We start from the raw sequence: 25,896 nt of genomic DNA, 5'->3' as shown, positions 1-25,896 counted from the left end.
TCAGTTTCATGATTTTATCAATAGTTACTGGTTTTTTGACCAGTCAGATGCGCTTTTGTCAGGGATTACCCTAGAAAGAGGTGAGGATTAGCGGTGAGAGATGCCGAAAAAAGGGGCAATTGGCTGCTAAATTAATCCTCAAAACCCATAACTATTCCCCCTTACCCCTACCTCAATACTGACCCTTATTTTTCCCGTACCCGGTGGCCGATATCGCGACGATAATAGATGCCCTGAAAGTGTATCCTGTTCACCGATTGATAGGCAAGTTCGATCGCCTGATTAAAATTGGCTCCCATCGCCGTGACACCCAAAACCCGGCCGCCATCGGTGAAAATATCGCCGTGTTTTAAAACCGTGCCGGCGTGGAAAACGATCGCCCCTGCGGTTTCAGCGGCCTCAATTCCAGTGATTAACTGGCCTTTTTCGTAGTGGTCGGGATAACCGGCAGACGCGGCCACCACACAAACGGCACTACCGGAGCGCCATTGTAAAGAGGGGAAATCAGTTAATTTTTGTTGAGCGCAAGCCAGCAGCAGCGGTGCCAGGGGAGTTTCCAGTAGGGGTAAAACCGCTTGGGTTTCGGGATCGCCAAAACGACAGTTAAATTCAAGAACTTTTGGCTCTCCGGCGGGGGAAATCATTAAACCCGCGTAGAGGACTCCTCGATAGTCAATGCCGCGTTTTTGTAGGGTGGCGACGATGGGGGCAAGGATGTCTCGGTCCACCGCTTCGATAATGGCGGCGGTGGCTATGGGTGCGGGGGCATAAACTCCCATACCGCCAGTATTTTTGCCGGTATCGCCTTCACCGATGCGCTTGTGATCTTGGGCGGGTAGCAGGGAACGAAAGCTGATCCCATCGGTGAGGGTGAGGATAGACACTTCTTCCCCTTCTAGGAATTCTTCCACCACGACTTTAGTAAAGCCACTGGTAAAAAGATCATCGATCGCTTCTAGGGCTGTATCTAGGGTTTCGGCGACAATTACCCCTTTTCCTGCGGCTAATCCGTCGGCTTTCACCACAATTGGCGCTCCTTGCTCTCGGATATAAGTTTTTGCTAATTCTGCATCGGTAAAGGTTTCCGAGGCGGCGGTGATAACTCCTGCTTCGCTCATTAATTCTTTGGCCCAGGATTTGCTCGATTCAATTAAGGCCCCGGTTTGTGTGGGGCCAAAAACGGCAATTTCTTGGCCGAGAAGATGATCGGTAATGCCGAGGGAGAGGGGATATTCTGGCCCGACAACCACCAAATCGACGCGATTTTCCTGGGCAAAGCGGCTAATTTCGGCAAAATCCTCCATTGCTATGGGTATATTTTCACATTGAGGTAAAATTGCCGTTCCCCCATTCCCTGGAATACAGAACACTTGTTCTACTTGAGGCGATTGCAGTAGTTTCCAAGCTAGAGCGTGTTCTCGACCACCACTGCCGATAACGATAATTTTCACGGATAAACGCAGCCCAAATGACGATGGCTTAATTATCTCCTAGCTCTGGGGTGCCATTGGCTAGAAGTTGAGATTACTTAACTTTTTAATCGATTTGACGGATTGATTCAGGAGGCCCCGAGGCAGGAGGAGATAGGATGATAGGGTTTTGGGGTGATAGGGTGATGAGACAGCTTCCCCACTTCCCCACTTCCCCACTTCCCCACTTCCCCACTTCCCCACTTCCCCACTTCCCCACTTCCCATCACTAGATTTGACGGAGACAGGACAAATCAGCTTGGCCGAAATGAATACTAAAAGCTACTTGCAGATTTTCTAGGGATTTAACCAACCAAGGCACTTGATCGCGAGAATAACTCTCGTAGTGGTTAAATAGAATCGAAAAACGTTTATCTAAGTGGGGTTTTGCCTGGGGACAGATCAAAACCAACTTGAGCAATAATCCCACAGTCTGAGTTACCCCCATATTGGTGATCATATCCATAAGAAGGTAATGATCGGGTTTTTGCCCGCTTTCCACCACCAGATAATTTAACAGTTGGCTAGAAGTACGCAGCATGAGAAATTCACTCGGTTTTTGTTGATCGCAGTGGGGTAGAGTATTTTGCAGGATATCGTCGAGTTTTTGGTCAAATTGCCCCTTGCCGTAGTCTAAGGAGGTAATTAGATAATCGTAGAGATCATTTTTAAAATCTTTATAGGTACGGGTATAAACTGTATTCGCCAGAAAATTTAGCGAAAGATTCTTATAAGTATAATTTCCTGCTACCGTCCCCAGATAATACTTGAGGGTGCGATTTAGCTCCTTATCATTGAGCAGGGTGGGATTTTCCACTGGTTGAATGATTCTCCCCGCTTCTTCCCTGATTTTTGGGCTATGGGCTGCCCGTGCCAAACGTACCTGATAGGTGACATAACGAGAGAGATTTACCTCGAAACGGCTCTCGGTTTTCACTTTAATACGTCTAACGGTTTGTCGCTGTTCTCGGGGACTGTCATCACCGAGTAAATAGTAATTATAGAGATAGGGATAACGATTAATCAGGGTTCCCAGGGAAGCGGCGGTTTTTTCGCTGCATTGGCCGCTAATAATTCTCGCCAGACGCTGCAGCCTAACGTAGTCATCCGAGAGGGTAAAATTTTTGACCAGATGGCGCAAATTATTGGGGCTGCTGTAATGTCCGGGACGTGGGGAGGGCAAATTTTCCAGCAGCGATACCAATTCGGGAATTGCTGGCTGATGGGTGGGCTGCGTTTGCCATCGATTCACTAAAATATGACAGCAGCGGTTAAAGAAATGATAAAAACGAATTTCGGCATCCTTAGCCTTGACAAGACGCTCTAGGGCTAAATAAATAGGAGCTTCTTGATAACCGCCACCTTCGATAAACAGACGACGAAAATCCTCGATTAACTGCTCAGGGGAATCGGTCCTGGCGCGGTCGAGCCAATAATCGTATAGTAGCTGTTCTTCGTCTCTTGTTGGTCTTTGTTCACTGTTTAGACTAGCCATGGTTATTTGATTCAGCCCTCCTAAATCAGTAAGCGGATGGATTTTAGGCCTATGACCATAAAGGGGTCAATTGTGATTAGATAGTAGATGCTCCCTTCTGAGGATGCCCCTATTTTGGGTCATTGTAGTGACCGAGTTGATCCATTTTAGCTTGGCAAGTTTAGGAAAATTACCCTTGGCTTACCTGGCCAAGCTTGCGGACTATGCCCAGATTAATAAAATTTTCGGCAGCGTCCCCTGCTAATTAGGGTTTGCGGCAAAAAGTTTTTCCTGGGGGCAGGGGGGGGTGTAGGGTTTTACCGATTTTCAGGGGGTCAATTACCTAATTTTCAGGCAAAAAGTGCCTAAATTTCCCCCCTGATCACTCCAAGGGCTGGCAGTTTTTGATTTCAAACAAGCTTAAAGATATGATCCAACAAGGTTTTTAGATTTATTCAGCCAGCCCTAATTAAGTTAGCGAAAAGAAACCCTCGCTCGGATGTGATCTAAGTCACATTTCAACCTAAATCCATCTTCTAGATAATTCGGAATTCACTCCTAAGTATTTTTATTGTCTATGGCCTGTCATTTATCCCTCAATCAACTAGCTCAATTATTGTCCTTACCAGATAATAGTGACATAAGTTTGAGCCACGATAGTTTACTATCTGGCATTAATACCGATAGCCGTAGTATTGAGTCTGGACAAGCATTTTTGGCATTAAAGGGTGATAATTTTAATGGTCATGATTTTATCGATATGGCTATCGAAAAAGGCGCGGCGACCTTGATTGTCGATCAGCCAGTTTCGGGAAATTACTCTAGTAATATTCCTGTATTCCTAGTTCAGAATACCCTGGAAACCTATCAGCAATTGGCCCATTGGTGGCGTAATCAATTTACTATACCCGTGATTGCTATTACGGGATCGGTGGGGAAAACCACCACTAAAGAATTAATCGCCTCCGTACTAGCCACCCAGGGAAAGGTACATAAAACCCTGGCTAATTATAACAATGAGATCGGAGTGCCGAAAACTCTCCTCGAACTGGATGAAACCCACGATAGTGCTGTGATCGAGATGGGAATGCGGGGACGGGGGGAAATTGCCCTGCTCGCTCAAATCGCCCAACCGACGATTGCGGTGATTACTAATGTGGGAACCGCTCACATCGGTCGTTTAGGGTCGGAGTCGGCGATCGCAGAGGCCAAATGCGAGTTATTGGCCGAGTCTCCTTCTAGTAGTATAGCAGTTCTTAACTACGATCACCCTTTACTTACCGAAACAGCTAAACGGGTATGGCAGGGGGAAACAATTACCTATGGCTTCTCTGGCGGCGATATAGTCGGGGAATTACTAGATTTAACTACTTTACGAGTCAATGGACTAGATTTTAACTTACCTTTATCCGGTCGTCATCATGCTTTAAATTTTATGGCGGCCTTGGCCGTAGCGAAAATTTTAGGCATCGATTGGACTTCTTTACAACAGGGAATTAAGGTTAATTTACCCGGTGGTCGGGCCAAACGTTACCAATTAGAGCCAGATATCCTACTCCTCGATGAAACCTATAACGCCGGTCTAGAATCAATGTTAGCGGCCTTGGATTTACTGAAGGCTACCCCCGGTCAGCGTCATATTGCTGTTTTAGGCACGATGAAGGAGTTAGGGTCTTTTTCGGAGCAATTACATCGCCAAGTCGGTGAGAGGGTGCAAAAACTAGGCATAGATCGCTTGTTTGTCTTGGTGGATGACCCAGAAGCTAAGTTTATTGCTGAGGCCGCTACTGGGGTCGCTTGCGAATGTTTTCAAACTCATATAGATTTAATTAATCGTTTGAAGGACGTGATCGATTCTGGCGATCGCATTTTATGTAAAGCTTCCCATTCCGTCGGTTTAAATCGCGTGGTGGAGGAGTTAATCAGTGATATTAGGAGTTAGGGAATAGATGTTAGAGAAGAGAGCATTTTTTAGCAAGAATAGCCGATTGAAAACTGTTTTTTCAGGGATTTTAGGGCTAGTTTTCTTTTTTTCGGTCGTGCAAGTCTCTTTTGCTCAACAATCGAGACAACTGGAGACTTATCTTCCGGATCTCAGTGGTTTAGCTTGGGTAGAAGCAGATATTTTTCTAGGGGTTCACGATGCCAAAAATAAGGGCAAAAATAGTGATCCATCTCAACCAAGGCTGAGTCTTTTACGGCTGCCTACGCAGGAAAAACCCCTATTATGGCAGGTTTTAAGGGTAGATTGGCCAAATCCAGAGGGATTGAGTAACGATCTCGAAAGTATTACTCATATCCCTGAAACTAACTTATTTTTGTTGGCTGAAAGTGGCGACAAAAAACCTTTTCAAAGACTATTTTTACTAGCATATAACCAGCAAAAAGTCAAGATAGTTGAGGAAATAAATTGGCCGATAGCGGTGGAAAATGTAGAGGCGATCGCTGTTAGTCGGCAAGGCGATCGTTATCTATTTATCTACGCAGAACGGGCCGATAGTCAAGAGAGTACAAAGATTCGCTGGACGGATATCTCGTTCAATCCCTTAAAATTCGGGGAATTTCAGTCGGTAACTTTTCGGAGTCCTTTTGGTAGTGGTAAAAATATTCGCCCCATCTCCGATTTAGCCGTAGATAAGCAAGGTAATATCTACATAGCTTCCGCTTACGATCCAGATAGTGCGGGGGTGTTTAGAAGTGCAGTTTACCGTATAGGTCAAGTTACAGCCGATAATAACCTAATTCTTGCCCCTAATCCCCAAAAAATTGCAGAAATCGACGGCTCCAAAGTGGAGGCGCTGACCACCAGAGAATCTCCTAGAGGTAAAATAGAAGTCTTTATCGGTACAGATGACGAGAATTATGGCGGTTTTCTGCGACCTTTGCTCTTAGATAATTAGCTATCGGTCGTCAGGAGATGGGAGTCAGGAGTCGGTCGTCAGGAGATTATTTTTATTTATTCTTCCCACTCCCCACTTCCCCACTTCCCTACTTCCCCACTTCCCTGCTCCCTTCTCTCCAATAACTACTCGCAGCTAGAAATCCGCCATTGTATATCATACTTTGTGCTTTTTGTCAAAAAAACTTTTTTTTTGCAATAAAACTACACAAAAAAAAGATCATCGTTGTGGGTGAAATTGACTCATTTACCTGTCTTAATTAGGATCACCTTCTAGGTGTGGTCAGGGTTTCAATCGTTGCTGCCTAAAAAAGCATAGAATACCCCATTCTGAAATTCTATCAAATCGCTGTAACCTTCATAACATCGTTGTTAAATAAAAATCTTTCTCAATTAATTCTTAAGAATTTGTAAATATTGCGGAATGTTAATTTAAATATTCTCAAGTTTTTGGAGTTAATCAATAGTTTTTGCTTATCTTTGTCCAACATTGGGTTAGAAGTCAGTTATCAGTTATCAGTGAGCAGTTATCAGTTATCAGTGAGCAGTTATCAGTGAGCAGTTATCAGTGAGCAGTTATCAGTTATCAGTTATCAGTTATCAGTTATCAGTTATCAGTTATCAGTGAGCAGTTATCAGTTATCAGTTAGAAGAGGATAGGGAAATGGGGGAATAGGGTAATGGGGAGATAGAGTAATTTCCACTAAAACCCTAAAACCCTAAAACCCCACTCCCCCAACACCCCACTTCATAATTCATAATTCATAATTCATAATTCCCTCTCCCCACACCCCACACCCCACCTGCCCCCCCGATGTCGGGGGGGGGTTGGGGGGGGTCACACCCCACACCCCTCTCCCTTCTCCCTGCTCCCCAATCCCCATTTTCCGTCTAAACTTTTGTATAGGGATAGTCTGGGAAAGCATGGATAACTCTTAGACTAATTAATTCGGGACTCACATCACAATATAGACTATGGCTTACTATTGGTTTAAAGCATTTCACTTGATTGGGGTAGTTGTTTGGTTTGCGGGACTATTTTATTTAGTACGTTTGTTTGTCTATCATGCGGAGGCAGCAACAGAAACGGAACCCGCACAAGCTATTCTGAAAGCACAATACGAGATCATGGAGAAGCGACTCTACAATATCATCACCACACCGGGGATGATTGTCACCGTGGCCATGGCGATCGGTTTAATCTCCACAGAACCGGAAATTTTAAAATCGGGATGGTTACATATTAAATTATCCTTTGTGACTCTTTTACTGCTCTATCATTTCTACTGTGGTCGCATCATGAAGAAGCTAGAAAAAGGGGAATGTAATTGGACGGGACAGCAATTTCGGGCATTAAATGAAGCACCAACCCTGTTATTGGTAGTTATTGTCCTTTTGGCAGTATTTAAAAATCAATTACCCCTCGATTTGACCACTTGGTTAATTGTAGCTTTAGTGGTATTAATGGCGGTGACAATCCAACTTTATGCTAAAAAACGTCGCCAAGATCAAGAAAAACTTCGGCAAAATACTCCCCAAAAAGAGGAAGTAGCGACCAGGTAAATTATCTCAATCATTGCCTAGGTTTCTAGGATAACAGTTAAGAGTGGTTTGACAGCTATGGGATGGTCTTTTTAGTCCATCCCCATTGTATAGGGAGCAACCTTTAGTTTTTAAGTTTTTGGCTTTTTGCTATTTTTGAGCTTATCCCAAAACTATTTATAATAGGGTGATTAACTCCCAAGCTCTGGATTGTTTCTCCCTGCTCCTGCGCTCCGCTGCTCCCCTATACCTTTTAAACAGGATTTAGTATTATAAACCTCTTGCGAACAGGAAACGCTATAAATAAAAACAATCTCCTGACGACCGACGACCGACTCCTGGCTAGTGACTCCTAACCCTAACAACAATTTTTGATTTTTACAAGAGGTCCTATGAATAGTTGCTGGATAGATTGGGAAAAAATAACTAGGGATTTTCTCAGTTCCCGCAAAATCAAGCAAGTTGCTGAATTGCGAGGATTCTATCGAGTTAATCCCTCTGGTATTCCTAGAATTCCTCCCGATTTAGAGTTGAGAGACTACCAAAATACAGCGATTATCAGTTGGTTTCGTAATCGGGGACGGGGAACTTTAAAAATGGCCACCGGCAGCGGTAAAACTATTACTGCTTTAGCTATTGCCATGGAACTTTACCAAGCGATAGAACTGCAAGTATTATTAGTAATTTGTCCCTATCGTCACCTAGTCAATCAATGGCAACGAGAAGCGGAAAAATTTAATCTTAAACCGATTTTAGCCTACGAAAGTGTCCATATATGGCAAAGTCAACTATCCACAGAATTATATAATGTGCAAGCGGGTAATCAAAAATTTGTCACTATTTTAACTACTAACTCAACTTTTATTAGCGAGGGTTTTCAATCACAAATAAAATTTTTTCCCGATAAAACTTTAATCGTTGGTGATGAAGCCCATAATTTAGGTTCCCCCCGATTAGAAGAATTATTACCCCGTTCTTTAGGTCTAAGATTGGCTTTATCTGCCACTCCTGAAAGATATTTTGATCAGGAAGGAACCGACGCTATTCTTGAATATTTTGGACAAATTCTACAACCAGAATTTACCCTAGGTGATGCTATTAGAAAAGGAGCTTTAGTCAATTATTTTTATTATCCAGTCTTGGTTGAATTAACCGACAATGAGGCTTTATTATACGCAAAATTGACCCAAAAAATTGGCTGGACTTTGCAGAAAAATAGTAATTTAAATGGTAATGAAAACCTGACGGCTTTGTTAATGCAAAGGTCACGATTAGTTGGTTCAGCAAGTAATAAATTACAGGCTTTACAACAACTGATGCAAGAGCGTTTAGATACGGATCATACTTTGTTTTATTGTGGGGATGGTTATCTGGAAAATTACACTGCTAATTATCGTCGTCAGGTAGAGGCTGTTACTCATTTATTGGGCAATCAATTAGGTTATCGAGTTGCTACCTACACCGCAGAAACTTCCCTAGAAGAACGAGAAAAAATTCGTCAACAATTTGAGGAGGGTTATCTGCAAGGATTAGTGGCAATTAGATGTTTAGATGAAGGAGTAGATCTGCCATCAATTCAAAACGCAGTCATTCTGGCTAGTAGTGGTAATCCTCGACAATTTATTCAGCGTCGCGGGCGAATATTGCGCCCCCATCCCGATAAAAAACAGGCCACTTTATTTGATATGATCGTTATGCCACCCACCTTAGATCGAGAAACCTGGGAAGTAGAAAGGAATTTATTACGCAAGGAATTAAAACGCTTTCTAGAGTTTGCCCAATTAGCCATTAATGCTCAAGAAGCTGAGACTAAATTAGGGGAGATTCAAGATAGATATTGTCTTTTATCTAATTAAAACTTGAAAAGTTAAATCTTGGCAGCTTTTATGCTAAAATAGATGTTAGTCAAGAATTGATCGCCGAGAAAAATTAACCCAACCGGATAGCGATCAATAAAGTTGTATAATTTTCCTTCCTCTCCTTCTAAACTTCTATGCCTCCCCGTCAACAACCCCGTCGCATTGCTCGAGAACTTGCCCTTTTGAGTTTAAGTCAGATTAAAGGCAATCCTGAAAACCTGGAACAGCAAACTTTAAACGATTTAATTTTAGTTGCAGTTAGAACCTTAACCGTCGAAATTCAAGAAACCTTAGAAACTGCCGCCGCTGAAATTAGTCGTGGTAATGAACGGATTCTCGCTAGTGATACTAAGGCAACAAATCTAAAAAGCGCCCAAACCATGGTAAAAGAAGCAATTTCTCTTACCCACAATGCCATTAATCGTTTAGGAACCGTGATAGATTTTCCCGAAATTGTCCAGTTATCTAGTCAGTACGAAGTGCGGGAATATGCCCTAGAATTAATCGGTACAGTCTATCGTCGTCGTGCGGAAATTGAACAGGAATTAACCAGTGCTTTAGTGGATTGGCAACTACATCGTTTACCGAGAATTGATCGGGATATCCTGCAAATTGCCGTGGCAGAAATGCGCTATCTCGATATACCTCAAAAAGTAGCAATCAATGAGGCGATCGAGTTAGCCAAACGTTATTCTGATGATGAAGGTTATCGTTTTATTAATGGCGTTCTCCGACGGGTAACAAATAAGCTAAACGAAACAGAAAAAGCCCTATCTACCCAGAGTTAAACTGGGAGTAAATTAATACTACAATCACCACATTTTATAGGGAAATTTCTGTAAATTGCTATTGTAGTATCGCTCATCTCCCGTGACTTCTTCGCCGATCCAATCAGGAATAGTAATGACTTGATCCTCTTGTTCTAACTCAATTTCAGCCATAATCAAACCTTGATTATCCCCCCAAAATTCATCAACTTCCCAAGTTAAATTATCCAGAGAAATGCGATGACGAATCTTTTCAATTAAAGGTTTCTTACAGAGGTTTTCTAACATGAGTGCCGCATCTTCTAGGGGAATTGCATACTCGAATTCTTGGCGACTAATGCCCTCAGTCTTGCCTTTAATGGTTAAATAACCCCGATCTCCAACTACACGAACTCGCACAGTTGTCAATCCATCTTGGGTAGGAATATATCCCTGACGATACAACTTGCCAGTCGCAAGCGATCGCCAAGAATCCCCTTTAACCAGAAACTTCCGTTCAATTTCAACAGACATAAGTAGGTAGGCATTAAAAACTTTCAGATGCCCCCCTTATTAAGGGGGGACTAAGGGGGGATCGGCACCCCCCTTATTAAGGATAGATACCCCCGCCTATCGGCACCCCCCTTATCAAGGGGGGCAGGGGGGATCGAACCTAAAATCCATTTTTAATTTAATTATAACCAGCTACTTAAGTTTTTGACGACAATAAATTTAAGCCGTAGTCACGGCAGCAGCTTGGGTTCCTAGTTGAATTAACTCGATCTTGTAGCCATTAGGATCTTCCACAAAAGCAATCACGGTAGAACCGTGTTTCATCGGGCCCGGTTCCCTGGTGACATTGCCACCAAGAGCTTTAATTTTCTCACAGGTGCTATAGATATCATCTACGCCTAGGGCAATATGACCGTAAGCATTACCGACTTCATAGCGATCGACTCCCCAATTATAGGTCAGTTCGATGACAGCATGATTAGCTTCATCGCCATAACCGACGAAAGCGAGGGTAAACTGACCATTGGGATAGTCTTTCTGGCGCAATAATTTCATTCCTAGCACATCGCAGTAAAATTGTAGAGATTCCTGCAAGTTATTGACCCGGAGCATGGTGTGTAAGAGACGCATGATTATTTTTAGATGACATCGATCGAAAAATTACCTATCCTTGATTGTAACCAGTCCTTGTGCCTTATTATCTCCTTGAGGGTCAACCATTCCACCAATACAAATGTACGAAAACTCACTCACTCCCAAAAGCGATTAATAGCTGTAACCAAAATCACCTTTCTGGCCATATTTCAATTACTATCTATGGGATTTTCTTAGGCTATCCTGTAGTTAGTGGTGAAGCTAGTTAGGTCGAGACATTTTTGATCGGGAGTTTTCTAGGGAAATTTTGAAGGTAGTAGGTAGTAGTAAATTTTCAGTGGTTTCCGAAAACCCCTTTCGACTTGATTGACCAGTAGTTTAATAAAACCTCTGTGACTGCAATAAATGTTAAATATTTAGGGGAGTACAGAACAGAGAAATTGGGACGGGTTAAAGCTATGCGTTTTTATTTGGAGTATATCAATCACTTAGGTCGTTTACAGAAAAAATCCGCTCATCGTCGTCTGCAAGCGGGTTTCACGATTACAGAAGTTTTACTAGCAGGTTTGATGATGCTGATTGCCGTCTTGGTGGCGGGAAATGGCGTGATTAACCTGCTCAGAAGCAATTATCGAGCTAATGCCGATAGTGAAATCCAAAATAATCTTAATCGTACTCTAGAGTTTGTTTCAGATGAAGTGAGACGGGCAAGAATTATCGCTAATTCTGAAAAGCAGATCACGAGTACTAAAGTACCCAAAGGAGCGCAAGCAGTTCTAGCTTTCCAAATTCCCGACCCCGGCAATCCCAATCTGCTGCTCGGTGAACAGATCGTTTACTATACCCAGAACCCTGGAATTGGTGATAGCTTGACTGGTCCACGAGTCTTGTGGCGCTATGGTCCAAGCTTGAAAGAAAATGGCAACTACGATATTACTTCTTCTTGGCAACATTCCCCCGTCACCGATATGTTAGCAGCGCCTGCTAAGAACCCCAATTGTCCTGGGAATTTTAACCGAATCCCCGCCCTTGGCAATGTGGACGATTTTTATACCTGTGTTCGCATAGTTGGTGATCAAGTGATTTTGAATGCCAACGCTCAGGTAAAGATGACTACCAATGAGGCAGTTAACTACTCTGTCAGCACCAGAGTTTTCCCCAAAGCTATCTGGGGATTATTCCTCCTAACCAAACCTTTTAATGTCAAAGGTGATACCGGGGGCGGGAGTGCCAAGAACAAGACTCTACCCGTCCTTACCGTGCCAGCAGCTGTTACAGCTAAACTTATTAAAGGAACAAAACCTTGTACATTCACTCCTGCTGCTAATCCTTTCTCTGAATCTGCCTGCGGTGTTATTGCTGAACCTGACAAAGATTGGGACAAGGCAGCCAAGGAGGGATCGGAAGGAGCTTTGGATTCACCTGTTCAGGCAAAAGCTGGAGATGCCATTGTGGTTCATGTGAATGGGTTGCTTAATGCCAATAAGCAGTATTCAGATTCAGATCAAACCGTAGATGTATATACCTCTGATAGTAGCAGTTTACCTCCAGGCATCGATTCCCTTGCTAATAACCAAATTTTATTCGTGTTGACTAGAACGACAACGACTCCACCAGACTCCTATTCGATTTTAGTAACCATTGAACCCAAGTAGCTAGGGTTTGCGGCAAAAAGTTTGTTGGTGGGGTTAGGAGTCAGTTATCAGTTATCAGTTATCAGTTATCAGTTATCAGTTATCAGTTATCAGTTCACTGAGAAAACTCCCCACACCCCAACCCCCCCCGATGTCGGGGGGGTTGGGGGGGTCACACCCCACACCCCACACCCTGTCCCCAGGAAAAACTTTTTGCCGCAAACCCCAGTTAGTTAACCCTATTCCTGCTCGGAAATCATGGCCAAATCCCCTTAACTGGCTCCCAACCTAAAAAATCTAACTTAAACAGCGAATTGCCTCCAATAAACCCCTCGCTTTGTTGAGGGTTTCTTCATACTCTTTCTCCGGCTCAGAATCAGCTACTAACCCTGCTCCCGCTTGCACAGAAACCAGATAATTTTGATTACCTTGGGGACGAACAATCATAGTGCGAATTGTGATGGCACTATTTAACTGTCCCTCGAAATCGTAGTAACCATAAACCCCTGAATAGGGACCGCGACGACAGGGTTCCAATTCATGGATAATTTCCATAGCACGAATTTTCGGGGCCCCACTGACGGTTCCCGCGGGAAAACAAGCTTTTAATAAATCCCAAGCACTTTTATTGGTGGCTAAATACCCCACCACATTACTAACAATGTGCATAACGTGGGAATAACGTTCAATGATCATTAATTCATCCACTTTGACCGTACCTCGATCGCACACCCGGCCTAGATCATTTCTCCCCAAATCCACTAACATAATATGCTCGGCAATTTCTTTGGGATCTTGCAATAAATCCGTTGCTAAAGCTTGATCTTCACCGAAGTTTTGTCCCCGGCGACGGGTGCCGGCAATTGGTCTGACCGTGGCCTTTATTTTACCTAATTCGTCCCGTTCTGCCTTAACCATCACTTCAGGACTAGAGCCAATAATTTGCCAATCCTTAAAGTTATAAAAAGCCATGTAGGGAGAAGGATTAATCAGACGCAAGGAACGATATAAATCGAAGGGATGACCATGATAATTGGCATTTAAACGCTGGGAAATAACCACCTGAAAAATATCCCCCGCTTTGATGTAATCCTTAGCTTTTAGGACATTTTGACAGAATTTTTCCTGAGTTGTATTGCTTTCATAGACTAATTCTTTTCCCTGACCAACGGGTAATAATTCCAGGGTTTTGGCATTAGTTGGTAGGGGTAATCGTAACTTCAGAACTAACTGTGTCACTCGATCGCAGGCCGCTTGATAAGCGGCTGCTAAATCGGGATTATTACCCCGGATATCGGCATAAGCGATCGCCCAGATTTTCCGTTTAACTTGATCGAAAATAATTAGATTATCCACCTGCATCCAAATACCATCCGGTAGATCGGCATCGGTAGCGGGATAAATAGGGACTCGCGGTTCGATCCAATTAATTAATTCATAACCCCAAAAACCAAATAAACCCCCTATTCCGGCGGGTAATTGCGGCAATTTAACCGGCACAATCGGGGCTAAACATTGGGTTAAAATCTCGAAAGGATCCCCCGAAAAAATCTCTTGAGAACCATTGCGAAAAGTTTGGGTGGTGGTGTTTCCCCGCGCTTCCAATACCCAGACGGGATCGCCTCCTAAAAAGCTGTAGCGTCCCAAGGTTTCGCCCCCTTCCACCGACTCTAATAAAAAATTGTAGGCTTGATTGGCACAAACTTTATACCAGGCCGAAACGGGTGTTTCTAGGTCAGCGATCCATTCTTGATAGACAGGAATAAAGTTACCTTGGCCAGCCAGTTGACGAAAGCGATCGAAGTCGGGGAAGATCATATTTTGATGGTTCAGGAAACGGATAGCACAACACTTGTAGCCGATTGCGATCAGAGAAATCGAGAGTCAGAAGTTAAATCTTGGGGCTAAATAGCTTCTAAATCTAACTCCCCACTCTCGATTTTAGGGATTATTTATGCTTCGTAGGGAGTGACACCAGAGAACTTAATTGTCGCTGGTTCGGGGTTTTTGCCGATATTGCGGTCTTTTTTGCCGAAAAATTCACGACCAGCGTTAACTTTTTCGGGGAAGACACCATCAGCAGGGTGGAGATACTGCACTTCACCACTGGGGTAAATCCGATAGATTTTGTAATCTTCGATTTTGGGCTTAAATTTCGTCCGGAATTGGGTACCAAGAGCGAGCGCGTGTTCTTTGCGGGCCAAATAGAGGAGATTTTCGCCTTCGTTCATGATAGCGGCGCCACCGGTGGGCATTTCAAAGACTTGTTCTTTGCTGCTTGTCCAGGTGATGGCGTACTTTTCTTCCAGATCGGCTTTGGCGAGTAAACCGCCCGTGCTGCCACCGAACTTAGGAGCTTTTCCAGAAAGTTCTGTCATAGGATGTTGTTCTCTCTACACAAATAAAGAAAAGGGGTTTTAGGGAATCCTATCACTGACACCCCCCCTCTCTAGTAGTCTTGTCAAGAACTGTAACATTATTTTGTACTAAACTATAGAACTAAGCTGCTGGCCGATCGCCAACTTGTCTAGGAATCGACCACCACTTTAATCGATCGCCCGTCGGGAAATTTGCCAACTTAAAAAAATTACCGGAATTAATCCCACTAAGACAATGGCCAGGGCCGGTGCCGCCGCTTCCACCAAACGTTCATCACTGGCGTATTGATAAACGCGCACCGCTAGGGTATCAAAATTAAAAGGCCTTAACACCAAAGTAGCCGGTAATTCCTTCATCACATCGACAAAAACTAACATAGCCGCCGTCAATAATCCCCCCGACAAAAGAGGAATATGCACTTTAATTAAAGTTGCACCAGTGCCATAGCCAAGGCTGCGGGAAGCATCATCTAAACTAGGTTTTATTTTACTTAAACTCGATTCTAACGTGGAAAAAGCTACGGCTAAAAACCGGACAACATAGGCAAAAATCAAACAGAAAATTGTGCCGCTCAGAATTAAATTGATATTTAATCCTTGGTTGAAAAAGTTATCTAATTTGCCGAGAGGAATTAAAACCCCCACTGCGATAACGATGCCGGGGATAGCATAACCAGCAGCCGCAATCCGCACAGAACCCTTAAGAGTTTTATTCGGATTAAGTCTTTCCCCGTAGGCGAGAATTAAAGCTAAAACCACCGCAATAATTGCGCTTAAACTAGCCAGAAAAAAACTGTTTCCCGATAGAGTAAAAAAGTCATTATTCAAAGTTTCTTGGGCATGATTAAAGGCTAGATAGGCTAGATAAAAAGCAGGGGCAATAAACCCAAGAAATACCGGCACAAAACAGGAGATCATTGCCAAAAAACTCCGAACAAATCCTAGTTCGTACTTAGTCGGTGACTGGAAACGATTGGTCATTTCATAGTAACGAGCTTGACGACGGGAGGATTGTTCAAGGAAAACTAAAACGAGGATAAATACCATTAAAACTGTGGATAACTGTCCCGCTGCTATGCGATCGCCCATGCCGAACCAAGTATTATAAATCCCCGTGGTAAAAGCATTAATGCCGAAATACTGCACCGTACCAAAATCGTTCAGAGTTTCCATTAAAGCTAGGGCCAATCCCGCCATAATTGCCGGTCTTGCTAGGGGTAAAGCGACAGTAAAAAAACTGCGCCAAGGATTACATCCCAAGGAGCGACTTGCCTCCACCGTACAGACAGATTGTTCTAAAAAACCGACCCTTGCTAACAGATAAACGTAGGGATAAAGCACCAGTATTAACATCAGAATCCCCCCCCAAAGAGAACGGATACTAGGAAACCAATAATCCTCGACACTATTCCAACCGAAAACACTTCTTAAGAACGTCTGCACCGGACCAAAATAGTCCATCATATTGGTATAAGTATAGGCCAAGAGATAGGCAGGAGCAGCAAGGGGTAGTAATAATAACCATTGAAATTGTTGACAACCGGGAAATTGACACATCGTTGTTAACCAAGCAGTGCCGACACCGATGATTAAAACGCCGCTGCCCACCCCACACATTAACCAAAAAGAATTAACTAGATAATCCCAGAGAACAGTTTCGATCAGATGTTGCCAGACTTGACTGGAATTAGTTAATAAACTACTGGCCACCGATAAAATCGGCAGGGAAACAAGCAGGGCAATTAGTAAAACTGCAATTGTCCATCCCTGTCTAAAAAAAGAGCGAGATTCTTTCAGCAAAAACATTTTTAATAAGATTGTTAAAGCAATTTTTAGAGAACCAAGAGATGATCTACAGCAGTCCTAGGTTATTGGCTCCTAAAAATTAGGATTTCTGTAACAGATTGCGGTAGTCAAACACGCGAATGAGAGTCCCTTTTTTGGGTAAATCGGCGGCACGAATCCGCAATTTATTGTCTCCGATTAAACGGATATTTTTATCCTTGACTAACTTGAGAAACTCATCTACAGAGACCAATTCACAGGCATTTTTATCGGCGGCACTGGTAAAGTATTGCGTCGGGACAGCAATTCGCGGTTGTAAAACTTCGATCGCCTGTTTTGCTTCTTGGGGATTATAATTTTTTGGACCACCTCCCACGGGAATAAAAGCTAAATCCGGCGAACCTAGGAGAATTCTTTGTTCTAATTCGAGCGGGGCCGCTGCCCCCCCTAAATGGACAATACTAATCCCCGCTTGGGTCCAACGCCAGGCCACATTCATGCCGAAACGTTGCCCCCCCATGCGATCGTGGGCGATACTAATACCCTGTAATTTTAATTTACCCAGATCATAGGCCCCCGGCTCAAACAAAATTTTCGGATTACCGGGTAAATTCTCGGCGGCCCCCTCATCCCAGAGTTGACTACTGATTAAAACGATATCTGCTTCTACTTTTGGCAAAGGAAAACCCGCCGTACAACCAATTGCCCGGAAGGGGTTAACTAGGACTCTTTGCCCTCCTCCGGTGAATAAAAAGCAACTATGACCCAACCATTGAACTAAAAGGGAATTATCGGGTTTTTGGGGGGAAGTGGGGTTAGTGGGTTTCGGTTTAGTTTCCGCTAAAACTGAGCTTACTGCCACGGTTAAGAAACTTGCCCCCGCCGATAAGATAAAATCTCGCCTTTTCATAGATATAGATACAGAATTAATCAAGTTAAGTAGGGAGGCACAATTATTTGTCGGATGGGTTAGCGGTAGCGTAACATGAGCGGGTGTTGGGTTTCATGCTTCAACCCAACCTACGTTCATCGTTATATTAAATTCCACCCACCCACTTAAGGTTAATTTCAGGGGTTGGGGATTAGTGAACACTAGAGGGATCGGAGAAAGTTTCTTAAAAGTTCCTTGCCGGCAGTGGTTAAAATACTTTCGGGATGAAATTGTACTCCTTGAATGTGGGGGTAATCCCGATGACGGACTCCCATGACCGTACCATCTTCTACCCAGGCCGTGATCTCTAAATTATCCGGCATGGTGGAGCGCTCGATCACTAAACTATGGTAACGGGTGGCAGTAAAAGGATTTTCTAAGCCTTGAAATACCCCTTCACTGTTGTGATAGATTGGGGAAGTTTTGCCGTGCATCAAGACCGGGGCCGAGACCACATCCCCCCCGAATACCTGACCGATACTTTGATGACCGAGACAGACCCCCAAAATCGGCAAATGGGGGCCAAATTTAGCGATTAATTCCAGAGATATGCCCGCATCGACTGGACGACCAGGACCGGGGGAAATGACAATCCCATCCGGCCGCATTTGTTCGATCGTGGCCAGATCGATTTTATCATTACGATAGACCTCGATCGGCAAGGCGATCGGAAACTCGGAGGCTAATTCTCCCAAATACTGGACTAAATTGTAGGTAAAACTATCATAGTTATCGATGACGATTATCAAGAGTCTCTCTCCTTTCTCTAGCCTCGCTCAGTATTTTCATTCTACATCCCTACTGTCTCGATCGAGATAGCCGGGGTGTAGGGGGTAAGCTATTTTTGAGCAGTCAGTTAGAATCTGCCCGGAATTGCTAATTACAGCCTAAACTATCCCTTGTGGCCACTCCCGTGACGGGATTAATGCCATCGGCCCGTTCACACATTAACTTGACCTGATAGTTATCAATCACCGCGTTAGTGAAATCGGCCCCGGTAATAATTGTGTCATAAAAACGGCTGCGAGTAGCGATCGCATCGGTAAAAATAGTATTAGTTAAATCGGCAAAATCGAGGGTAACTCTATCTACCAAAGAGGCGGTTAAATCAGCCCCTTTTAAGTTAGCTTTTAAGAGGACAGCCTCGGTGAGAATGCTATAGGATAAATCGGCTCCTTCTAGGTTAACTCCCCGCATCGCGGCAGCTGCGAAAACTCCTCCGCGCAAATCCTGATGGGAAAAATCCCGATCTTGCAGCTGGGCAAAACTATAGTTAATCGTTTTATCTTGGGCCAAGGCCACCGGACGGGCCGCGAAAAGTAGCCACAGAATCGCCAGCAAAATAATTAAAACCAGACTGAAAAAATTTTTCAACATTGTTACTGTTGAGCGTCGAGAAACTGGTCCACATCATCACCCACCCGAATAGTTAGGTCTGAGTCTAAAGCACCAGTGGAGGATGATTCTACTTTACCGATTCCCAATTGATTTTTCAAGAGGTTAGCGGACTGAATATCACCTTTTTGGGCAATAATTGCCGTGGTTTCTAGCTTTTGGGAGGAGTCATCGCTAATATAAACATTTGTGTAGCCCCGTTTGGCCAGATAATTACGAGTACGACGGGCTAAACCTTTGGTATGGGTGGCATTTTGAATGGCAATCCGCAGACTATAAACGGAGGTTTCTCCCCCCGCGTGGTTATCGGTAAAATTATTAGCCACAATGGTTCTAATTTCGCGACGGTTCAAAATCCAATAACTGCGACCATCGTATTCCTCGAGGCTATTAAACCGGCCGGGGAGTAGGATCATTCTCAAGTCATCCTGTTTAATTTCCCGTCCAAAATTAGCGATAGCCAGCATTTCCTCGACGCTTAAGTTCGTATCGATATATTGTTGTAAAACCTGTACTGCTTTCGGGAGACTGGGGAGAATTGTCGGACTAAAAATCTTTTGTTGGAGTGCTTTTAATAAAATTTGTTGTCTTTGTACGCGACCAATATCGCCGTATTGCGGGTTACGAAAACGGGCAAATTGTTCTGCTTGGTCGCCGTTGAGATTTTGCCAACCCTCTTGTAAATCAATTTCTAATTTTTGGGTGACATCTTTATGATACATTCGTTCGGGTACATAAACCTCTACACCCCCGACTAAATCAACTAATTCCTTGAAGGCATCGGTAGTCACCCGCACATAGCGATCAACGGTGACATCCCCTAAAGTATTAGTGACCACTTCCGCCGCTAGAGTCGGTCCACCGTGAACGTTAGCATCGTTAATTTTAGTGAAACCGTGGCCGGGGATTCTGACGCGGCTATCGCGAGGGATAGACAGCATTCTCACGGTTTTATCGCTGGGATCGAAGCGCACTAGGAGCATGGTATCGCTGCGACCTTTAAATACATCGTCGCTGTTTTTGGCATCTAAAACTCGATCGATGCCCATAACTAAAATATTAACAGGACGAGAAAGCTGCTGATTGATTAAGCTATTCCAAGCTTGATCCTCAAGGATGTCTGTTTGGGTGGGAAAAGATGTTTTTTGGAAGATAGCCCCAATTGGCGCGGGTAAGGGACTAATTAAAGCGACGGCAGCCCCGATAGTGGCGGAAACTAGGGCGGTAAAACTGAGGGTTATTCCCCAAAATAAGCCCTTTTGCAGGGGAGATGCTTTTTTTAAACCGGACATGACTGAACTGACCACCGCGACGGTATTTTCTGAGTTTTGGCTGTATTCTTGCTTTTCAAACCGCCCGGAAACATTGGCCATGGACTAACCTCAACATCTGATTAAAAGCTTACTTTAAGTAGGGAGGCACAATTATTTGTAGGATGGGTTAGCGGTAGCGTAACCCATGCGGGCGTTGGGTTTCATTTTTCAACCCAACCTACGTTCATCTTATATTTAATTCCACCCACCCAGGAGGTGACTGCTGATCGATAGAATCTATCTCTAGCCCAAAAGTTCCAGATATTGGTCACTCCCCTCTCGCCGGCTATTGTAACATATTGTTAAGGAACTGGCTATCCTAGACCTGTTGTAAAAATCAAAAATTGTTGTTAGGGTTAGGAGTCGGTAGCCAGAAGAATTGAGAATGAATAATAAGCGATTAAATGCTCTATTTACCGATTTTATGCCATTTAATCCTTATTTTTGCCGTTTTTGAACCCTGAAAAGTTAATTAGGCCAGAGGTTTAATAATTTTTCAGGGATTCGGTTTGGTTATAGATTAAGCTGCCCGCACATTTATAGCGTTTTTCAGTCTGCTGAGGTACAAAAGTTATGGGTTTTAGGCACTCATGCAAGAGGCAAAAGGCAAAGGGGAAGAAAAATAGGTGTACCTCACTAGCTTAGGAAATGCTATAAATTGGTTGTTGAGATAAGGCAAGAGGTAACAGGCAAGAGGTAACAGCAAAGGGATTGGGGGAGATTGAGTTAATCTAAGGATAGGCGGTTAAAATGCGTCTTAGATTATCTCTGTAGCCAAGAATTAAGAGAGGTGGAAACTTGAAGATAACATAACTAAGGTTATTCTACTTGTTTTTATCCCTTTGCTTTCGGCTAGTAATGCAGTTTTTTCTGTCAATAAATTCTGATCTATTTTGTATGCAAATCATCTCCCTTCCCCCATCTTCCACCCAGGAATATCTCTGTATAAGAGACTTAAATCTCTACAATTCTCCCAGTTGTCAAGAGTTAGCTACCCAAGCACAACGGGGAAGACAATTAAAATTTATTTCCCTAGAAATTACCGAAAAAGGACTACAAATTCAGCTAAGAGAAGATAATTATTTAGCTTGGTTATCCCTAGAAGATTTAGATGCGATTGCAGCGGCCGCCACAGCTTATCAAAAAATTCCTCTAACTCGTTCAGAAATAGAAAAACATATTCCTGAGATTATCACTTTTACTCAGGAAGCAATGAATCGTACCAATCATTATCTCTGGGGTGGAACCCTTGCACCTAATTACGATTGTTCAGGATTAATCCAGGCTGCTTTTGCCACTTTTGGCATTTGGTTGCCGAGGGATTCCTATCAACAGGAGGCTTTTTGTCAAAAAATAAACCGAGAGGAATTACTCCCAGGAGATTTAATTTTCTTTGGTGATAAAAGAGTTAATCATGTGGCTTTATATCTAGGGAATAATCAATATATTCACAGTTCAGGAAAAAAAACAGGTAATAATGGTATCGCTATCAATCTACTCACCGATGATAGGGATAGCGTCAGTCGTTATTATTATCAAAAATTATGGAGTTTTGGTCGAGTTATGCACAATTAATCAGTTATCAGGGAAATGGGGAAATGGGGAAATGGGGAAATGGGGAAATGGGGAAATGGGGAAATGGGGAAATGGGGAAATGGGGAAATGGGGAAATGGGGAAATGGGGAAATGGGGAAATTTCAACTAAAACCCCAAAACCCTAAAACCCCAAAACCCTAAAACCCCAAAACCCTAAAACCCCAAAACCCTAAAACCCCAAAACCCTAAAACCCCAAAACCCCAACCCCTAACCCCTAACTTCTCACTCTCCCCTATAGATAATCATGTCAGAAAATATCTCCCTAAGCGGTCTATCAATTCGTCGTCATATAGGAGTATTGATGTTAACTATAGCAGTTATCATCATCGGTCTTTTTTTTCTAAATCGTTTACAAGTAGATTTGCTTCCTTCTATCACTTATCCCCGCATTAGTTTAAGGATGAATGTCCCTGGAGTTTCCCCGGAAGTTATTCTCGAAGAAGTAACTAAACCCCTAGAAGAAGGAATGAGTGCCACCGAGGGAGTAGTGCAAGTTTATTCAGAAACTCGCGAGGGAAGGATGCGAGTAGATTTATTTTTTCAACCGGGGGGAGATTTAAATGTTGCTTTAAATGAAGCTACCGAAAGTTTTAATCGTGTCCGACAAAATTTACCCGATATTATTGAAGAACCGCGCTTAAATAAATTTGAACCCTCTCGTTTACCCGTCTATGAATTTGCTCTCGTTTCTGATACCCTAACCCTAAAAGACTTAAGATTATTTGCTGATGAAGAATTAGGGAGAGAATTAGGGTTTGTGGAAGGAGTGGCAGTGGTGGACGTGATTGGGGGAGTTAGAGAAGAAATTCAAGTTAATATTGACCTGCAGCGATTACAATCTTTAGGAGTGGGATTAAATCAGGTTTTAGACACCCTAAAAAGACGTAATCAGGACATCTCTGGGGGCCGACTAGAGGGAGAAACTGGGGAACCTTTAACCCGCGCAGTGGGGAAATTTAAAAACGTAGCGGATATCCAAGATTTAGCACTGACCGATAGTAATAATCCCGAAGAAAAAATCTATCTGCGGGATGTGGCCAGAGTTATCGATGGGACAGAAGAACAAAGAATTTTTGTCACCCTAAATGGAAAAAATGCCGTCAGGGTTAGCGTCCAAAAACAACCGAATGCGAACACGATTGCTGTGGTAGAAGGGGTCAAAAAACGCATTGCCGAATTAAAAAAATCCGGGTTAATGACCGGGGGGATGCAAGTCGTCCCCACTACCGATGAGTCTGTATTTATCCAAAATGCGGTTAATAACGTGGTTTCTTCGGGACTAGCGGGGACAATTCTAGCAGGATTGACTGTATTCGTCTTTCTCGGTTCCCTGCGACAGACTTTTATCATTACCCTAGCGATTCCTCTTTCTACCCTGGTCGCAATCATCTGTATGAAGTTATTTGGGTTATCGATAAATGTGTTTAGTTTGGGAGGATTGGCCCTAGGGGTGGGTATCGTGGTGGATAATTCCATTGTCATGCTCGAAAATATTGCCCTCAAAGTTAATCAAAACCAAAATAAGCGAGATTTTTTAGAAATTGCCCGGAATAGCAGCCAAGAGGTAGAATCTGCTTTAGTGGCCTCCACTGCGACTAATCTCGTCTCTATACTGCCATTTTTATTACTGGGTGGTTTTATTTCCCTGCTGTTTAACGAGATTATCCTCACTATCAGTTTTGCTGTGGCTGCTTCTCTCCTGTGTGCGTTAACCGTTGTTCCCATGTTAGCCAGTCGTTTGTTAAATATGCAGGTTTCTAGTGGTATTCAGCGATTTTGGCTCTTAAAAGTCTTTAGTCAACGTCTGGAAGGTTTAACTATTCTCTACGGTCGTTGTTTAGCTAAAATCATCCGCTACAGAATACTTGTTATCCTACTGGCCTTTTTAATTTTAGGGGGAAGTAGTTTCTATCTCTGGCAATATATCCCCCAGGAAGTCTTTAGTCGTATTCAAACCGGACAGGTGAACGTTTTTGCTCAATTTCCCCCCGGTACCAATTTAAATACGAACCGTCAGGTGATGCGGGAAGTAGAAAAGATTTTATTATCACAACCAGAGACTAAGTACGTTTTTACTACCAGTGGCGGTTCTCTTTTTGGCACAACTACCAATGAAAATATTTTGCGTGCTTCTAGTACGATTAATCTCAAACAAGGCACTAATACAGAAGCATATATCGAACGCATGAGCAAAGCACTAGAGCAATTAAACCTCGTTAACGTGCGTTTGCGTCTCACCCCCGGTCAAGTGCGCGGTATTATTCTGAATAACTCTCCCTCCGTTGGTGCTGACGTGGATGTGATGTTACAGGGACCCGATGGGAAAACTCTAGAGCAAGCTGGTGAAGAAGTCCTCGGTATTCTCGATGAAAAAGTCCCTAGTGCGCGTTTTCGTCCCGATGCTGACCCCAGACAACCGGAAATCCAGATTAAACCCGATTGGACCCGCTTAAATAGTTTGGGGTTGAGTACCTTGGAAGTGGGACAAACGGTAAGGACAGCTATTCAAGGATCAATCCCCACGCAACTGCAACGGGGAGAAAGATTAATCGATATCCGGGTGCAATTGGACCCCAACTCGCGGCAAAAAATTAGTGACATCTCACAAATACCTATTTTTGTCAATAGACAAGAAGACTTAAAATTAGCAGATATCGCTAGGATTGAAGGGGGAAAAACCCCAGCAGTCATCCAGAGAATTAATCAGCGTCAAGTTTTTATTATTATCGGCAGTTTAGTCGAGGGTGCGAAATTAAGTGACGCACTCGCGGGGGTACAATCGGTTTTAAATTCCACTCCCTTACCCGATGGTATCAGCATTTTACCCAGTGCTGCTGCCATGTCTAATCAAGAAATTCAGGGTTCTTTGGGTTTATTAGCGGGTTTATCGGTATTTTTAGTCTTTGTGGTCATGGCCGTGCAGTATAACTCGCTCATAGACCCTTTGGTGATTATGTTAACCGTTCCTTTGGCCCTAGCGGGGGGAATTTTTGGACTATATTTGACCAAAACCCCGATTAATGCCATTGTCATCGTCGGGGTGGTGTTATTGGTGGGCATTGTGGTTAATAACGGGATTATTATGGTGGAATTAGCCAATCAATTGCGGCAAGAATTCGGTTTTACTCGACTACAAGCCATTTTAAAGGCCGCTCCCCAACGTTTACGACCGATTTTAATGACTACCGTGACCACGGTTTTAGGTTTATTTCCCCTCGCTTTAGGATTGGGAGAGGGGGGAGAATTCCTGCAACCTTTAGGAATTGTCGTTTTTTCGGGTTTGTCTTTAGCAACTCTGTTAACTCTGTTTATTATTCCCTGTTTTTACGTTTTATTCTCCAGAAAATAATCTTCTTGCACAGTAGGGTGTGGGGTGTAGGGTGTGGAGAAGTGGGGAAGTGGGGAGGTGGGGAAGTGGGGAAGCGGGGAGAAGCTTTTTTCAGTGTTGCCAAAGGCACGGCGTAGCCGTCCAGTAAACAGTAAACAGTAATCAGTGAACTGAAAACTCACATCTGATAACAAGGGCCGAATCTCAGACCTAATTGGTTAAGCTAAAAGCTTTGATGCGCTTAGTTTCTAACCCTCTTTTTAGGTAGGAGAATTGTCAGATTCTGTCTTTTGCCTCTTGCCTGTTGCCCCTTGCCTTCAGAAGCTGATAACTGATAACTGATAACTGATAACTGATAACTGATAACTGATAACTGATAACTGATAACTGACAAGGCTGGTACTATATAATAAAAAACGCTCTTTAGTTAGATATTGAG

General features: G+C 43.4%; 23 protein-coding genes. 11 read left to right on the top strand and 12 right to left on the bottom strand.

All coding sequences use genetic code 11. From position 1 onward, the window contains the following. Positions 1 to 185: 185 nt before the first annotated feature. The 3 genes from purD to O9324_RS16705 all read right to left on the bottom strand — a co-directional run bounded on the left by purD (position 186) and on the right by O9324_RS16705 (position 2,964). Positions 186 to 1,451 (bottom strand): phosphoribosylamine--glycine ligase, encoded by a 1,266-nt coding sequence (gene purD / locus O9324_RS16715; protein WP_288140772.1) that lies wholly within the window; start codon positions 1,449 to 1,451, stop codon positions 186 to 188. 85 nt (positions 1,452 to 1,536) lie between these two features. Further along, positions 1,537 to 1,689: a hypothetical protein gene (locus tag O9324_RS16710; protein WP_288140771.1), complete on the bottom strand. Its 153-nt coding sequence runs from the start codon at positions 1,687 to 1,689 to the stop codon at positions 1,537 to 1,539. Between the two features lie 9 nt (positions 1,690 to 1,698). Next, entirely contained in the window at positions 1,699 to 2,964 is a 1,266-nt protein-coding gene (locus O9324_RS16705) for a Sll1247 family protein (protein ID WP_288140770.1), read from the bottom strand. Positions 2,965 to 3,520: 556 nt separating this feature from the next. Here O9324_RS16705 and O9324_RS16700 point away from each other — a divergent pair. The 6 genes from O9324_RS16700 to nusB all read left to right on the top strand — a co-directional run bounded on the left by O9324_RS16700 (position 3,521) and on the right by nusB (position 10,031). Continuing rightward, positions 3,521 to 4,885, top strand: coding sequence for a UDP-N-acetylmuramoyl-tripeptide--D-alanyl-D-alanine ligase (locus O9324_RS16700; protein ID WP_288140769.1), 1,365 nt, complete (start codon positions 3,521 to 3,523; stop codon positions 4,883 to 4,885). A 7-nt stretch (positions 4,886 to 4,892) separates the two neighbouring features. Beyond that, positions 4,893 to 5,843, top strand: coding sequence for a hypothetical protein (locus O9324_RS16695; RefSeq protein ID WP_353851724.1), 951 nt, complete (start codon positions 4,893 to 4,895; stop codon positions 5,841 to 5,843). A 416-nt stretch (positions 5,844 to 6,259) separates the two neighbouring features. Then, entirely contained in the window at positions 6,260 to 6,400 is a 141-nt protein-coding gene (locus O9324_RS27530) for a hypothetical protein (protein ID WP_288140767.1), read from the top strand. A gap of 417 nt (positions 6,401 to 6,817) precedes the next feature. Further along, positions 6,818 to 7,405, top strand: coding sequence for a protoporphyrinogen oxidase HemJ (gene hemJ / locus O9324_RS16685; protein ID WP_288140766.1), 588 nt, complete (start codon positions 6,818 to 6,820; stop codon positions 7,403 to 7,405). Between the two features lie 371 nt (positions 7,406 to 7,776). Next, positions 7,777 to 9,240 carry a DNA phosphorothioation system restriction enzyme gene (locus tag O9324_RS16680; RefSeq protein ID WP_288140765.1) on the top strand — a complete coding sequence of 488 codons (1,464 nt, stop codon included), beginning with the start codon at positions 7,777 to 7,779 and terminating at the stop codon, positions 9,238 to 9,240. Between the two features lie 137 nt (positions 9,241 to 9,377). Next, complete coding sequence (gene nusB, locus O9324_RS16675; protein WP_287629256.1) at positions 9,378 to 10,031, top strand: transcription antitermination factor NusB; 654 nt, start codon at positions 9,378 to 9,380, stop codon at positions 10,029 to 10,031. Positions 10,032 to 10,055: 24 nt separating this feature from the next. Here the strand turns inward: nusB and O9324_RS16670 are convergent, their stop codons facing one another. Together O9324_RS16670 and gloA are read right to left on the bottom strand one after the other, a co-directional pair. Further along, positions 10,056 to 10,523, bottom strand: coding sequence for a CYTH domain-containing protein (locus O9324_RS16670; RefSeq protein ID WP_287629257.1), 468 nt, complete (start codon positions 10,521 to 10,523; stop codon positions 10,056 to 10,058). A 198-nt stretch (positions 10,524 to 10,721) separates the two neighbouring features. Then, positions 10,722 to 11,132 carry a lactoylglutathione lyase gene (gene gloA, locus O9324_RS16665; protein WP_288140764.1) on the bottom strand — a complete coding sequence of 137 codons (411 nt, stop codon included), beginning with the start codon at positions 11,130 to 11,132 and terminating at the stop codon, positions 10,722 to 10,724. A 422-nt stretch (positions 11,133 to 11,554) separates the two neighbouring features. Here gloA and O9324_RS16660 point away from each other — a divergent pair, with 422 nt between their 5' ends. Continuing rightward, positions 11,555 to 12,751, top strand: coding sequence for a PulJ/GspJ family protein (locus O9324_RS16660; protein WP_288140763.1), 1,197 nt, complete (start codon positions 11,555 to 11,557; stop codon positions 12,749 to 12,751). 27 nt (positions 12,752 to 12,778) lie between these two features. Then, positions 12,779 to 12,967: a hypothetical protein gene (locus O9324_RS16655; protein WP_288140762.1), complete on the top strand. Its 189-nt coding sequence runs from the start codon at positions 12,779 to 12,781 to the stop codon at positions 12,965 to 12,967. 60 nt (positions 12,968 to 13,027) lie between these two features. On the opposite strand, the gene trpE is transcribed toward O9324_RS16655, so the two are convergent. The 7 genes from trpE to O9324_RS16620 form a co-directional block, all read right to left on the bottom strand. Then, complete coding sequence (gene trpE, locus O9324_RS16650; protein ID WP_287629258.1) at positions 13,028 to 14,548, bottom strand: anthranilate synthase component I; 1,521 nt, start codon at positions 14,546 to 14,548, stop codon at positions 13,028 to 13,030. 134 nt (positions 14,549 to 14,682) lie between these two features. Then, complete coding sequence (locus tag O9324_RS16645; RefSeq protein WP_002740397.1) at positions 14,683 to 15,108, bottom strand: photosystem I reaction center subunit II PsaD; 426 nt, start codon at positions 15,106 to 15,108, stop codon at positions 14,683 to 14,685. Positions 15,109 to 15,276: 168 nt separating this feature from the next. Then, positions 15,277 to 16,914, bottom strand: a complete 1,638-nt coding sequence (locus tag O9324_RS16640; RefSeq protein WP_288140761.1) for an ABC transporter permease — start codon at positions 16,912 to 16,914, stop codon at positions 15,277 to 15,279. A 79-nt stretch (positions 16,915 to 16,993) separates the two neighbouring features. After that, complete coding sequence (locus O9324_RS16635; RefSeq protein ID WP_002768629.1) at positions 16,994 to 17,803, bottom strand: MBL fold metallo-hydrolase; 810 nt, start codon at positions 17,801 to 17,803, stop codon at positions 16,994 to 16,996. Positions 17,804 to 17,985: 182 nt separating this feature from the next. Then, the gene (locus O9324_RS16630) at positions 17,986 to 18,573 is read right to left on the bottom strand and encodes an anthranilate synthase component II (RefSeq protein WP_288140760.1); all 588 of its coding nucleotides are present in this window, start codon (positions 18,571 to 18,573) and stop codon (positions 17,986 to 17,988) included. A gap of 127 nt (positions 18,574 to 18,700) precedes the next feature. Further along, positions 18,701 to 19,201, bottom strand: a complete 501-nt coding sequence (locus tag O9324_RS16625; RefSeq protein ID WP_002768627.1) for a pentapeptide repeat-containing protein — start codon at positions 19,199 to 19,201, stop codon at positions 18,701 to 18,703. 2 nt (positions 19,202 to 19,203) lie between these two features. Beyond that, on the bottom strand, positions 19,204 to 20,592 hold the full coding sequence (locus O9324_RS16620; RefSeq protein ID WP_288140759.1) for an LCP family protein: 1,389 nt from the start codon (positions 20,590 to 20,592) through the stop codon (positions 19,204 to 19,206). Positions 20,593 to 21,429: 837 nt separating this feature from the next. On the opposite strand from O9324_RS16620, the gene O9324_RS16615 reads away from it, so the two are divergent. The 3 genes from O9324_RS16615 (at position 21,430) to O9324_RS16605 (ending at position 25,478) form a co-directional block, all read left to right on the top strand. Then, a complete protein-coding gene (locus tag O9324_RS16615) occupies positions 21,430 to 22,107 on the top strand; it encodes a C40 family peptidase (protein ID WP_287629419.1) in 678 nt (225 codons plus the stop codon). Next, a complete protein-coding gene (locus O9324_RS16610; RefSeq protein WP_288140758.1) occupies positions 22,077 to 22,253 on the top strand; it encodes a hypothetical protein in 177 nt (58 codons plus the stop codon). The genes O9324_RS16615 and O9324_RS16610 overlap by 31 nt, the downstream gene beginning before the upstream one ends. A 120-nt stretch (positions 22,254 to 22,373) precedes the next feature. After that, positions 22,374 to 25,478 carry an efflux RND transporter permease subunit gene (locus O9324_RS16605; protein WP_287629418.1) on the top strand — a complete coding sequence of 1,035 codons (3,105 nt, stop codon included), beginning with the start codon at positions 22,374 to 22,376 and terminating at the stop codon, positions 25,476 to 25,478. Positions 25,479 to 25,896: the final 418 nt, after the last annotated feature.

This window comes from Microcystis sp. LE19-84.1B (assembly GCF_027531875.1).
Taxonomy (GTDB): Bacteria; Cyanobacteriota; Cyanobacteriia; order Cyanobacteriales; family Microcystaceae; genus Microcystis; species Microcystis panniformis.
This window is presented reverse-complemented; position numbering and strand designations above follow the sequence as displayed.